Here is a 12,333-nt window from a genome sequence, read left to right as displayed (position 1 = left end):
CCCTTGACGCTCCGCAGGCGTGGCCCACAATGGGCCACGCCTGGACCGTTATGGAAAACAGGTGGTCCTTCCTTGATCGTTCCGAGACGATCCATGCAAAGGTGACGATATCATGATTTTATTCTCCGGCCTGTCCTTCTCCTCGACCGAAGGAGGGCGCGTGCGGCGTGCGGCGATGCGCTGCGCGGTGGCCGCGTCCTGCTTGCTGGTGGCCGGGGCGGTGTTTCCGCGTGCGGCGCTGGCGCATGAACGCACCATGGATCTCAAGACCTCGCTTGCCTTCATCGAGCGTGCGAAGCAGGCCGCCGATGCCATCCATGCGCATGTCGCCATTGCGATCGTCGATGAGGGCGGCAATCTGGTCGCACTCGAGAAAATGGACGGCACGCAACTCGGCAGCATGAAGCTGGCGATCATGAAGGCCAAGACCTCCGTGAACTATGCGCGCCCGTCGGCGGACATGGAACATGCCCTGAATGGCGGCAATTACATGATCGGCACCCTGCCCGATACGCTGCCTGCCGGCGGCGGATATCCGATCACCATCGGCAACAGGATGATCGGTGCGCTGGGCCTGAGCGGCGGCGAGGGCGAGACCGATGCCAATCTGGCCAAGGAAGCTGTCACGACGGCTCTGCAGGCTCTCAAATAAGTTCTCTCCGTTATTGTTCGCAGCGGGGCGTTTCGCCCAGCGATGGGGATATCGGCCTCGACTCCAGGCTGATATCCCGGCTCTGAAATCTGCCGGCGCCTTTTGGAGATTTGCAGAGCGAGAGAAGGTGGCGTGGCGCGCCCGACGAGGTGCGGCATGCTCTCCCGTCCTGCCTTGAAGAGCGTCTTCACGCGATTGAGTGCGTTTTCGCATCGCGAGCCGCGCCGACGGCGGGACCATCCCTGACATTTTGTAAGGTCCCGGTCATGCGTCGGCGCGGCAATAACATATAACGATATCCTTATATGTGCAAATTATGTTGACTACCATGCGAGCGGGTGCCTTAATCCGGCACGTCATGGTTCCGCGTCCCCGTTGGGGCGTGGCGAAGAGGGAAGCCGGTGCGATGCCGGCGCTGCCCCCGCAACTGTAAGCGGCGAGCATCGGTCCATTCGCGTCACTGGGGTTTGCGCCCTGGGAAGGCCGGACCGGCGATGCGCGGACCCGCGAGCCAGGAGACCTGCCATGGCCACGAAGATCCTCCGGCGGGGTGTCCGGATGGGGCGTGGATGATGCCGCGCCGGTCCCTGAGCCGGTGTGAGCGCGCGTGCGCACCTGTCCCGACGGCACCGCCCAACCAGACGAGACAGTCATGAGCGTTACCGTCGCTACCCTGGGGTTCCCCCGCATCGGCCCCCGCCGCGAACTGAAGACCGAACTGGAGCAGCATTGGGCCGGGCGGAGCGATGCCGCGTCGCTGCTGGCCGTCGCGGCCCGTCTGCGTGCCGGCAACTGGGCCTGGCAGCGCGACCGGGGCGCGGATGTGATCCCGTCCAACGATTTCTCGCTCTACGACCATGTGCTGGATACCAGCGTGATGGTGGGGGCGATTCCGCCCGTCTATGGCTGGACCGGCGGGCCGGTCGACAGTGCGACCTATTTCGCCATGGCGCGCGGCACGCAGGGCGAGGCCGCCTGTGCCCATGGCCATGCCGCGCATGCGGCGGGCGGTGTGCCGGCGGCGGAAATGACGAAATGGTTCGACACCAACTACCATTATCTGGTGCCCGAATTTTCCGCCGACCAGGTGTTCCGCCTGTCCTCGACCAAGCCGGTCGATGAGTATAACGAGGCCCGCGCCCAGGGGATCGAGACCCGGCCGGTGCTGCTGGGACCGGTCAGCTACCTGTTGCTGGGCAAGGCGCGTGGTGGCGATTTCGATCCGCTGACGCTGCTGCCGCGCCTGCTGCCGGTCTATGTCGCCGTGCTGCGCGCCCTGGCCGATGCCGGCGCCGGCTGGGTGCAGATCGACGAGCCCTGTCTGGTGCTGGACCTGAACGACGCGGCGCGTGCCGCCTATGCGCAGGCCTATGCCCAGCTTCATGCGGCGCTGGACGGTACGCGCCTGATGCTGACGACCTATTTCGGCGATCTGGGCGACAATCTGGCGACCGCGCTGGCGCTGCCGGTCGACGGGCTGCATATCGACCTGGTGCGGGCGCCCGGGCAGTTGCAGCCGGTGCTGGATGGGGCGCGGCCCGACCTGGTGCTGTCGCTGGGCGTGATCGACGGGCGGAATGTGTGGCGGGCCGACCTGCATGCGATCCTGGCGAGGATTGCGCCGGCTGTGCGCTCGGGCCGGACGCTCCAGCTTGCGCCGTCCTGCTCGCTGCTGCACAGCCCGCTGGATCTGGACCGCGAGACCGCGCTGGACGAAGACGTGCGCTCCTGGCTGGCCTTTGCGGTGCAGAAGATCGGGGAACTGGCGATTCTGGCCCGGGCGCTGAACACGGGTGTGGAGTCGGTGCGCGGGGAACTGGATGCCGCCGCGGCCGCCGTTGCGTCGCGCCGGACCTCGCCGCGTATCAACAGCCCGGCTGTCCAGGCGCGCGTCGCCGGAGGAAGCGGGCAGGAGGGCCGCCCGACGCCGTTTCCCGCGCGGCAGGCCGCGCAGCGCGCGATGCTGGACCTGCCGCCTTTCCCGACCACGACGATCGGTTCGTTCCCGCAGACGCCGGAAGTGCGTCAGGCGCGTGCGGCGCAGGCCCGGGGCGCGCTGGCCGATGACGCGTATGAGGCCTTCCTGAAGGAGGAGATCGCCGCTGCCGTCCGCTGGCAGGAGGAGGTGGGGCTGGACGTGCTGGTGCATGGCGAGTTCGAACGCAACGACATGGTGCAGTATTTCGGCGAGCATCTGTCGGGCTTCGTGTTCACCAGGCATGGGTGGGTCCAGTCCTATGGTTCGCGCTGCGTGCGGCCGCCGATCATCTATGGCGACGTTGCGCGGCCCGAGCCGATGACCGTCGGGTGGTGGGAATATGCCCAGTCGCTGACGGCGCGGCCGATGAAGGGCATGCTGACGGGACCGGTCACGATCCTGAACTGGTCGTTCGTGCGCGACGACCAGCCGCGCGAGACCACCTGCCGCCAGATCGCCTATGCCATTCGTGACGAGGTGGTGGATCTGGAGCGGGCTGGGGCCGCGATCATCCAGATCGACGAGGCCGCGCTGCGCGAGGGGCTGCCGCTGCGGCGGCGCGACTGGCAGGCCTATCTGGACTGGGCGGTCGCCTGCTTCCGCATCGCCTCGTCCGGCGTGGCCGATGTGACGCAGATCCATACCCATATGTGCTATTCGGAATTCAATGACATCATCGCCGCCATTGCGGCGATGGATGCCGATGTGATTTCGATCGAGACCGCGCGGTCGAAGATGGAACTGCTGGATGCCTTTGTCGGCCATCGCTATCCGGCGGAGATCGGGCCGGGTGTGTATGACATCCATTCGCCGCGGGAACCCTCGGTGGACGAGATGGTGGCGCTGCTGAAGGCCGCAGCCCGGCGGCTGGACGCGCGGCAGATCTGGGTGAATCCGGATTGCGGGCTGAAGACCCGCAAATGGCCCGAGGTCTGGCCGGCGATCGCCAGCATGGTCGCGGCGGCGCGGGCGATGCGCGCGGGTTGAACGGAGCCTGTTGCATCGGGGCACGGAACGAGGTTGGTTGGGCGCTTCGCGCGCGATTCGCTCGCCCATCCCTTCGTTCCGGAGTTTGCCCAACGTGTCGTCCCGCCTGAATCGTGCCCTTGGACCCTGGCAACTGATGTTCACCGGGCTGAGCGCCATGATCGGGTCGGGGTGGCTGTTCGGGGCCGAGCGGGCGGCCTCCACCGCCGGCCCGGCCGCCATCCTGGCCTGGCTGCTGGGGGCCTTCATCGCGCTGGTCATCGCCGCCATGGCGACCGAACTGGGGAGCATGTTTCCGGTGGCGGGCGGCATGGTCCGTTACGCCAACCTGACGCACGGGCCGCTGGTCGGCTTCATGGCCGCCGGGGCGAACTGGCTGTCGATCGTCAGCGTCGTGCCGGTCGAGGCCGAGGCGTCGGTGCAGTATATGAGTTCCTGGCCGTTCTCCTGGGCGCGGGGAATGTATCATGACGGGGTGCTGTCGCCGAGCGGACTGGCGGCTGCCGCCGTGCTGGTGGTGGTCTATTTCCTGCTCAATTTCTGGGGCGTGCGGTTCTTTGCCCGGTTCAATTCCGCCATCACGGTCTTCAAGCTGATCGTGCCGGCGACGACGGCGGTGCTGCTGATGGCCAGCAGCTTCCATGGCGGCAACCTGACCGGTGCGGAGACGGGGGGCTTCATGCCCTATGGCCTGTCCGGCGTGCTGACGGCGGTGGCGACCTCGGGCATCGTCTTCGCCTTCAACGGGTTCCAGAGCCCGCTGAACCTGGCGGGCGAGGCACGCAATCCGGGCCGCAGCATTCCGTTTGCCGTGATCGGGTCGGTGGCGACGGCGACCGTGATCTATCTGCTGCTGCAATGCGCCTATCTGGGGGCGGTGCGGCCGGGTGCGGGGGGATGGGCGGCCCTGTCCTTCTCCTCGCCCTTTGCGCAATTGGCCATTGCCTTCAACCTGAACTGGGTGGCGGTGCTGCTGTATTTCGATGCGTTCCTGGCACCCAGCGGGGCCGGGGCGACGCATCTGGCGTCCAGCACGCGCATGACGCTGGGCATGCAGCGCAACGGCACGCTGCCCGACCTGCTGGGGGCGATCCATCCGGAATATGGGGTGCCGCGTCCGGCGCTGTGGTTCAATCTGGGGGCGGCCTATATCTTCCTGTTCTGCTTTCGCGGCTGGGGTATCTTGGCGGCGGTGATTTCGGTCTGCACCGTGATTTCCTACCTGATGCTGCCGATTTCGGCGCTGGCGCTGCGGGGCACGCTGGCCGATCGGCCGCGTCCGGTGCGGGTGCCGGTGATGCGGGTGACCGGGGCGCTGGCCTTCATGTTCTCGTCGCTGCTGCTGTACTGGGCGCGCTGGCCGCTGAGCGGGGATATCATCCTGCTGATGCTGCTGCTCCTGCCGCTTTATCTGTGGTGCCGTCGCCAGGATAGCTGGGCGCAGCATCGCGCGGCGGCGCGGCATGCCATCTGGTTCATGGCCTATCTGCCGACGATCGCGGCGCTGTCCTATGCCGGCAGCCCGCAATTCGGCGGCCATGGGTGGATTCCCTATGGCTGGGACCTGATCGTGGTGGCGGGGGTCTCGCTGCTGTTCTGCGTGTGGGGGGTGCGCAGCGCCGTGGCCACGCCGGACCTGTTGCTGATGGATGAAGCGGATGACGGGCTGCCGGATATCGGGCACTGAATGCGTGCAGGGCGTCGTTGTGTGCGTGTCCATTGTGGACGCGGCGGCGTATCCGGTCGCCTACCTGCGCATGGATGGGCGCGCGCCCGGCTGCATCGACGTGTGCAACAGGAAGGCCAGGACCGCCGCGCTGTTCCATATGGACAGCGCGGATTTCGTCCTGGCTGCCGTTTCGTAAAATAGACCAGAATCCTGGACTGATCCGATGTCGACAGAGATGATTCCGGATGGGCACGGTGTTGCCCGTATCCCGCCGCCGCATGGAACGACCCTGGCCTTCCTGACGCTGACATTCGGCACATTCGTTGTCGGGACAGGCGAGTTTGCGATCATGGGGATGCTGCCCCAGTTCGCCTCGTCGCTCCATGTGTCGGAATCCCAGGCCGGCTATGCCATTACGGCCTATGCGCTGGGGGTGGTGGTCGGCGCGCCGCTCTTCACCATTCTCGGTGCCCGCCTGTCACGCCGGGAGCTTCTGCTGGCGCTGTTTGCCTTTTTCTGCGGCGGGAATTTTCTGTGCATCCTGATGCCGACCCCGCTGCTGGTCGATGGCGCACGCTTTATCGCCGGCTTGCCGCATGGCGCGTTGTTCGGGATTTCGGCGCTGATCGGCGCCTCGATGGTCGATCGCTCGCGGCGGGGCTGGGCGGTTGGCCGGGTGCTGTCGGGCATTGCGATCGCCACGCTGATCGGCGCGCCGTTCTCGACCTTCGCCGCCGATCATCTTGGCTGGCGGGTGGCCTATGCCGTGATCGGGCTGGCCGGTGCCGTGACCCTGCTGGGGGTGTGGCGGTATATTCCGGCGGACAAGCCCGATCGTGCCGTGACGCCGCTGGGGGAATTGCAGGGGCTGGCCAATGCGCAGGTGCTGCTGACGCTGCTGACGGCGGCCATCGGCTTTGGCGGCATGTTCACGCTCTACACCTTCCTGACCAGCATCCTGCATAATGTGACGCAGGTCCCGGAATGGATGGTCATGGTCTATATGGTGGTCTGGGGCGCGGGCATGCTGGCGGGTGCGAATGTCGGGGCCTGGATTGTCGACCGCAACCTGAATGCGGCCGTGCTGGTCGCGCTGGTCGGCAGTATCGCGACCATGCTGGTCCTGCCGTTCGTCCTGCACAGCCGCATCGGCCTGATGGCCGATGTCTTTCTGGTGCCGACCTTCTTCAATGCGCTGGGGCCGGCATTGCAGACGCGGTTGATGGATTTTGCCGGCAACGCGCAGACCCTGGCCGCCTCGCTCAACCATTCCGCGTTCAATATCGCGAACGCGCTCGGCGCGGTGCTGGGCAGCGTGCTGCTGGCCCGCCAATTCGGCTATGGCGCGCTTGGCATGGGGGGAGCCCTGCTGTCGGTGGGCGGGCTGCTGGTTTATCTGGTGGCGCTGTTTGCCCTGAGGGTGCGGAACGCCCAGTCCACGTAAGGACTGGCGCGCGGCCTTTATCCGAGGGCGGCCGCCATCTCCGCCAGTCTGGCGACCGTGTTCATGTTGCGTGCGGTTCCGGTCTTTTCGCTGGGGATGCGCAGGCGGGTTGTTGCCATGCCGTTGGGGTAGAAGACGAACAATGCGCGTGGTCCCAGGTGGATCTGTTCGTCTTTCATGCCCGTGACACCCTCCATGGGATCGGCCGGCAGGGGGGTGTCGACGAACAGGGCCATGACGCGATTGCCCGGCATGGCGCGGAACGGGTTGCGTGCCACGATAGCCGCGATCTCGGACGCGGTTCGGACGATTACGCCCACGCGCTTGCCGCAATAATCCTGTAGCCGGTCCTCGAGTGCTGTCCGCACATGTTCTTCGGGCCCGTCGCTGTGGAAGACGACGTTGCCGCTGGCGATATAGGTTTGCACGCGTGCGAGCCCGGCCGCCGTACAGAGTTCGGCCAGGGTGGTCATCGGCAGTTTTCCGGTGCCGCCGACATTGACCGCCCGCAGCAGGGCAATATAGGCCGTCATTGGTTTCCCCTCGTCAGGACCGGGCTATCCGGCGCAGCCATGCGGCGGCGGCCAGTGCCGCGCCCAGCAGCAGGAGCGTGAAGCTGGCGACCCCGTTCCACCCCAGGCCGGACCACCACCAGCCGCCGACCGACCCGGCGATGCTGGAGCCCAGATAATAGGCCAGCAGATAGAGCGAGGTCGCATGCCCGCGGTCGGTGCGCGCCAGGCGGCCCACCCAGCCGCTGGCGATGGCGTGGGCGGTGAAGAAGCCGATCGTGAGGCACACGATGCCGAGGAAGATGACCGGCAGGGCGTGCGCCAGGGTCAGCACGATGCCGGCGGCCATGATGAGGATGCCGGCCGTGAGCACGCGCCCGCGGCCCATGCGGTCGGACAGCGCGCCCGCGACCGACGAGGACGCGATGCCGAACACATAGACCGAAAAGATCAGGCCCAGCCTGGTCTGGTCCAGATTGTAGGGTGGGGCCATCAGCCGGTAGCCGGCATAATTGAAGATGGTGACGAACGTGCCCATCACCGTGAAGCCGATGGCGTACAGTGCCGGCAGCGCCGGGTCCCGCAGGTGACGTGTCCAGGCCTCGGCATGGTGGCGGGCGCTCAGCCCCGGCCGGGGGGCGAAATTGCGCGAGGGCGGCAGCAGCGCCAGGAAGCCGAGTGCGGCGAGCAGTCCGGCCACGCCGATGATGGCCATGGCGGCGCGCCAGGACAGCGCGTCGGTCAGGATGCCGGTGCCGACCCGGCCGATCATGCCGCCAAAGGCGGTGCCGGCGACATACAGGCCCATGGCCAGGCCCAGTTCGCCGGGATGGATCTCCTCGGCCAGGTAGGTCATTGCCACTGCCGGCACGCCGCCCAGCACGAAGCCCTCGGCCATGCGGGCCGCCAGCAGGGCCGGCCAGACCGGTGCGCAGGCGGCGACGATGTTCAGCAGCGCCGACAGGATCATGGACAGGGTCATGATCTCGCGCCGGCCGATGCGCTCGGACAGGGCGGCGGCCAGCAGGATGGCGATGGCGAGCGCGCTGGTGGAGAGCGAGAGGGCGAGCGAACTGCTGGCGGCGCCGATGGCGAACTGGCTGGAGAAGGCCGGCAGCAGCGGCTGCACGCAATAGAGCAGCGAGAAGGTGGCGAAACCCGCCAGGAACAGGGCCAGTCCGGCGCGCCGATAGGCCGGGCTGGCGCGGGTGATGAACGTGCCGGCATCCGTCGGAGCAAGGGGCATGGGGGCGTCCGATCGAGGGGTCAGAACATGGTCGTCGGAGGCTGTTTGAAAAATGGCGGTGCTGGCAAGCCCTGTGCGCGTTTTTCGGGGCTGGGGGCAGCCGGATGGCTAGGCTGGTCTCGGCAGTCCCCCGAAAACGGGGACTGCCGGGCGGCGTCAATTTCGCGCGAGCCGCCGATGGTGGGGTAGCCGGGCCTGCTTTGGATTCAGCCGATGACTGCCATACGGCCGACATCGACCAGCCCGTGATCGGTGATTTTCAGGTGCGGCACCACCGGCAGGGGCAGGAAGGCCAGTTGCAGGAACGGTTCTTCCAGCGTCACGCCCATGTCCCGCGTTGCGGCGCGCAGGATTTCCAGTTGCGCGCGTACGGTCTCGAAGGGGGCGTCGCTCATCAGGCCGGCGATCGGCAGGGGCAGTTCGGCGCGGATTGCGCGGTTCTCGACGATCACGAAGCCGCCGCCGATTTCGGCCAGGCGGTTGACCGCCATTGCCATGTCCGCATCATCGACGCCGACGACGCAGATATTGTGCGCGTCATGCCCGACCGAGGACGCCAGTGCCCCGCCGCGCAGCCCGAAGCCGCGCACGAAGCCACGGCCGATATTGCCGTTCAGCCCATGCCGCGCCACGACCGCGACCTTGGCGATGTCGCGGGGGATGTCGGGGAGGGTCTGGCCGTTGGCCTCTGGCAGGTCGAGGGTCAGGAACTCGGTGATGATCTGGCCGGGGATGATGCCCATGACCGGGCGGCCGGTGCCGCTGCCGGGCACCGTGAAATCATCCGCTGTTGCCGGCCGGTTCAGGATGACGCTGTTGCGCCCGGGCGCGGCGATGGGCTGGCGCTGGTCCAGCGCCGGTGCGATCGGCCGGCCGCCGGCCAGCACGTCCGAGACCGTGCAGCGGTCCAGATCGTCGAGGAAGACGATGTCGGCGCGTTTGCCCGGTGCCAGCATGCCGCGATCGGTCAGCCCGAAGGCGCGCGCCGCCGTCAGGCTGGCGGCGCGGTAGGCGGCCAATGGAGGCACGCCGCGCGCGATGGCGCTGCGGATCAGGAAGTCGATATGGCCTTCATGCGCGATTTCCAGCGGGTTGCGGTCGTCGGTGCAGAAGGCGAGGAACGGCGAGGTTTCGACCGTCAGCAGCGGGGCCAGCGCCGCCAGGTCCTTGCAGACCGAGCCTTCGCGGATCAGCACCGTCATGCCCTTGCGGATCTTCTCCAGGGCCTCGTCGGCGCGGGTGGCCTCGTGATCGGTCGAGATGCCGCCCGACAGGTAGCCGTTCAGCTTCCTGCCGCGCATCAGCGGTGCGTGGCCGTCGATATGGCGGCCGGCGAAGGCGGCCAGCTTGTCCATGCAGTCGGGCGCGCCGGACAGCACGCCGGGCATGTTCATGAATTCCGCCAGGCCGATGACCTTGGGGTGGTTCATCAGTGGCGTCAGGTCGTCCGCCATCAGGACGGCGCCCGAGGTTTCGACCGGCGAGGAGGGGACGCAGCTCGACAGATTGACCCGCAGGTCCATCACCATGCGGCTGGCGGCGTCGAGGAAATAGCGCAGTGCGGGGACGCCCAGCACGTTTGCCATTTCGTGCGGATCGCAGATCGCGGTCGTGACGCCGTGCGGGAGCACGCAGCGTTCGAATTCGAAGGGCGTGACCAGCGAGGATTCGACATGCAGATGGGTGTCGATGAAGCCGGGGACGACGATGCGGCCGCGCCCGTCGAGCACATTGGGGCCGTCGTACCGGTCCAGCGTGCCGACGATGGTGTCGCCGCAGAGCGCGATGTCGGTGTCGATCAGCGCGCCGGTCACCAGATCGAACAGCCGGACGTCGCGGACGACCAGATCCGGTGGTTCCTGGCCGCTGCCCTGGCGAATGCGACGGGCGATCAGGTCGGGAGAGATGCTTGCCATGTCGTTCTTAAGCACGGACAGGCGAGGTCGTCCATTATATCCGTGTGGCATCCCGCCCGGCGAGCGGAAGGGCGGGGGCGGGTGACGGGCGCGGGGTCGTGACGTCGGGCATGGCCCATAATGCGGCGCCGCCCGCCAGGGCGGTGCCGATCACATACAGGGCCGGGGCGCGCGGATCATGCCCCACCAACGCCGAGACGCAGGCCGGCGTCAGGCCGCCGAAGACCGCGTAGGAGAGGTTGTAGGAGAAGGAGAGGCCGGAAAAGCGGATTGCCGGGGGGAAGGCCCGCACCATCGCGATCGGCACCAGGCTGACATAGCCGGCGCCGATCCCGGCCAGGGCGGCCAGTGCCGGGAACCATGACGGATGGGCCGGGGCCACCGCGTACAGCCCCCAGGCGCCGGCGATCAGCAGGGCGATGACTGGCGGGATGACGCCGCGCAGGCCCCAGCGGTCGGTCGCCGCCCCGATCGTCACCGCGGCGATGGTGATGCTCAGCGTGGCGATCAGGCTGGCCTGCATGGTGCTGGTGGCGGAAAATCCGTGCAGGCTTTGCAGCAGGGCGGGCATCATCAGCAGCAGGACGACGATGGCGGCGGTCAGCGTCCAGGTGCCGATCACCGACAGAATGATGGCGCGGCGGCTGGCGCGCAGCACGGCCAGCAGCGGGGCCTGCCGCGCCAGCGCGTCGCTGGCCTGCATTTCGGCGAAGACCGGAGTTTCGTGCAGCCAGCGGCGCAGGCGCATGGCGATCAGCCCGAACACGCCGCCCAGGATGAACGGCAGCCGCCACCCCCAATCCGCGATCGCTGTGGGGGAGAGGGCCGCATTCAGCCCCAGTGCGACCAGCGAGCCGATCAGCATGCCGGCCGTCAGCCCGCCGGTCAGCAGGCCGCAGGCCAGGCCGGTATGCCGGGCGTTGGCATGTTCCGCGACGAAGACCCAGCCGCCCGGTGCCTCGCCGCCGATGGCGGCCCCCTGGGCCATGCGCAGCAGCAGCAGCGCCAGCGGTGCGCCGACCCCGAGCATGTCGAAACCGGGCAGCAGGCCCATCAGCAGCGTGGGGGCGGCCATCAGCAGCACGCTGAAGGCGAACATTTTCTTGCGCCCGTGCAGGTCGCCGAAATGGGCCATGATCACGCCGCCCAGCGGGCGGGCCAGGTAGCCGGCCCCGAACAGGCCGAAGGTCTCGGTCTGGCGCAGCCAGTCGGGCTGGCTGGCGGGGAAGAAATGCTGGGCGATGATCTTCGCGAAATAGGCGAAGATGACGAAATCATAGAATTCCAGTGCTCCGCCCAGCGCGGCAAGTGCGAGCGTGCGCAGGTCCTTCCATGTCAGGCTGGTCGTGCGGGACGGGGCAGGGGATACGGGCATGACGGGACTTGGTTCGCTGGGGCATTGATGGGGCGGGCAGACGGCCCGCGTTCCATATGCTTTGTCAAGAGCCGCGTCTGCGCATCATTTGGAAAAGAATGTCTTGCGTTTGGGTCATATAGACCTCGAAACTGGGGTTCGGCCCGCCAAAAAGGCGGCCGGTGCAAGCATAAAAAAACAAGAACGCGAGTGCATCCCAATGGTCGATACAGGCCTGACCCGTTCCGAGGAACGGTTCATTCGCTGGTCTTTCGGGACCTATTCCGGCAGCAATCCCTCGCTGTCGGAGGGCATCATCCTGCCGACATGGAAAAGCGGGCCGCAGGTGGGCCAGCCGCGCATTCCGGCGTCGATCCGCGATCTGATCGCGCGCGGCCTGTTGCGGGTGGCAGCCGGCGAGGAGCCGCCGCGCGCCTATTTCACGTCCACCGGCATCGACGCGGTCAGGCGCATGTTCATCAAGCCCCGCTTCGATACGCAGCGCTATGTGCATCTCTGGCGCGAGGTCGAACACCGACCGGCGTGCGAGTAGCCCGCGACCCGGACCGCTCACT

10 protein-coding genes and 1 riboswitch are annotated in these 12,333 nt (G+C 67.3%); of the genes, 6 read left to right on the top strand and 4 right to left on the bottom strand.

Translation table 11 applies throughout. The features are described from left to right. Positions 1-112 precede the first annotated feature (112 nt). From HLH36_RS10615 to HLH36_RS10595, 5 genes are all read left to right on the top strand, one after another. Entirely contained in the window at positions 113-652 is a 540-nt protein-coding gene (locus tag HLH36_RS10615) for a GlcG/HbpS family heme-binding protein (RefSeq protein ID WP_246376696.1), read from the top strand. A 342-nt stretch (positions 653-994) separates the two neighbouring features. After that, a riboswitch (cobalamin riboswitch) is annotated at positions 995-1,194 on the top strand. Between the two features lie 110 nt (positions 1,195-1,304). After that, a complete protein-coding gene (metE, locus tag HLH36_RS10610; RefSeq protein ID WP_182986350.1) occupies positions 1,305-3,617 on the top strand; it encodes a 5-methyltetrahydropteroyltriglutamate--homocysteine S-methyltransferase in 2,313 nt (770 codons plus the stop codon). 94 nt (positions 3,618-3,711) lie between these two features. Then, a complete protein-coding gene (locus tag HLH36_RS10605) occupies positions 3,712-5,304 on the top strand; it encodes an amino acid permease (RefSeq protein ID WP_182986349.1) in 1,593 nt (530 codons plus the stop codon). Next, positions 5,267-5,482 (top strand): heme-binding protein, encoded by a 216-nt coding sequence (locus HLH36_RS10600; protein WP_182986348.1) that lies wholly within the window; start codon positions 5,267-5,269, stop codon positions 5,480-5,482. Before HLH36_RS10605 ends, HLH36_RS10600 begins: the two co-directional genes overlap by 38 nt. Before the next feature lie 27 nt (positions 5,483-5,509). Then, positions 5,510-6,730: an MFS transporter gene (locus tag HLH36_RS10595; protein WP_182986347.1), complete on the top strand. Its 1,221-nt coding sequence runs from the start codon at positions 5,510-5,512 to the stop codon at positions 6,728-6,730. Between the two features lie 17 nt (positions 6,731-6,747). On the opposite strand, the gene HLH36_RS10590 is transcribed toward HLH36_RS10595, so the two are convergent. From HLH36_RS10590 to HLH36_RS10575, 4 genes are all read right to left on the bottom strand, one after another. Next, positions 6,748-7,263: a DUF1697 domain-containing protein gene (locus HLH36_RS10590; RefSeq protein WP_182986346.1), complete on the bottom strand. Its 516-nt coding sequence runs from the start codon at positions 7,261-7,263 to the stop codon at positions 6,748-6,750. A gap of 13 nt (positions 7,264-7,276) precedes the next feature. After that, the gene (locus HLH36_RS10585; protein WP_182986345.1) at positions 7,277-8,488 is read right to left on the bottom strand and encodes an MFS transporter; all 1,212 of its coding nucleotides are present in this window, start codon (positions 8,486-8,488) and stop codon (positions 7,277-7,279) included. A gap of 206 nt (positions 8,489-8,694) precedes the next feature. Further along, the gene (gene ade, locus HLH36_RS10580) at positions 8,695-10,404 is read right to left on the bottom strand and encodes an adenine deaminase (RefSeq protein ID WP_182986344.1); all 1,710 of its coding nucleotides are present in this window, start codon (positions 10,402-10,404) and stop codon (positions 8,695-8,697) included. A gap of 34 nt (positions 10,405-10,438) precedes the next feature. Then, positions 10,439-11,779, bottom strand: coding sequence for an MFS transporter (locus HLH36_RS10575; RefSeq protein ID WP_182986343.1), 1,341 nt, complete (start codon positions 11,777-11,779; stop codon positions 10,439-10,441). 199 nt (positions 11,780-11,978) lie between these two features. On the opposite strand from HLH36_RS10575, the gene HLH36_RS10570 reads away from it, so the two are divergent. Continuing rightward, positions 11,979-12,311 (top strand): hypothetical protein, encoded by a 333-nt coding sequence (locus HLH36_RS10570; RefSeq protein WP_182986342.1) that lies wholly within the window; start codon positions 11,979-11,981, stop codon positions 12,309-12,311. Positions 12,312-12,333 lie beyond the last annotated feature (22 nt).

Origin of the sequence: Gluconacetobacter aggeris, from assembly GCF_014174395.1 — a bacterium.
Lineage (GTDB): Bacteria > Pseudomonadota > Alphaproteobacteria > Acetobacterales > Acetobacteraceae > Gluconacetobacter > Gluconacetobacter aggeris.
Note: the sequence above shows the minus strand (reverse complement) of the source record. Positions and strands in the feature narration are given on the sequence as shown.

Coding starts and splice junctions, on each gene's coding strand:
- metE (WP_182986350.1), top strand. CDS start 1,305: ATGAGCGTTACCGTCGCTACCCTGGGGTTCCCCCGCATCGGCCCCCGC.
- HLH36_RS10585 (WP_182986345.1), bottom strand. CDS start 8,488: ATGCCCCTTGCTCCGACGGATGCCGGCACGTTCATCACCCGCGCCAGC.
- HLH36_RS10595 (WP_182986347.1), top strand. CDS start 5,510: ATGTCGACAGAGATGATTCCGGATGGGCACGGTGTTGCCCGTATCCCG.
- HLH36_RS10600 (WP_182986348.1), top strand. CDS start 5,267: ATGAAGCGGATGACGGGCTGCCGGATATCGGGCACTGAATGCGTGCAG.
- HLH36_RS10590 (WP_182986346.1), bottom strand. CDS start 7,263: ATGACGGCCTATATTGCCCTGCTGCGGGCGGTCAATGTCGGCGGCACC.
- HLH36_RS10570 (WP_182986342.1), top strand. CDS start 11,979: ATGGTCGATACAGGCCTGACCCGTTCCGAGGAACGGTTCATTCGCTGG.
- HLH36_RS10575 (WP_182986343.1), bottom strand. CDS start 11,779: ATGCCCGTATCCCCTGCCCCGTCCCGCACGACCAGCCTGACATGGAAG.
- ade (WP_182986344.1), bottom strand. CDS start 10,404: ATGGCAAGCATCTCTCCCGACCTGATCGCCCGTCGCATTCGCCAGGGC.
- HLH36_RS10615 (WP_246376696.1), top strand. CDS start 113: ATGATTTTATTCTCCGGCCTGTCCTTCTCCTCGACCGAAGGAGGGCGC.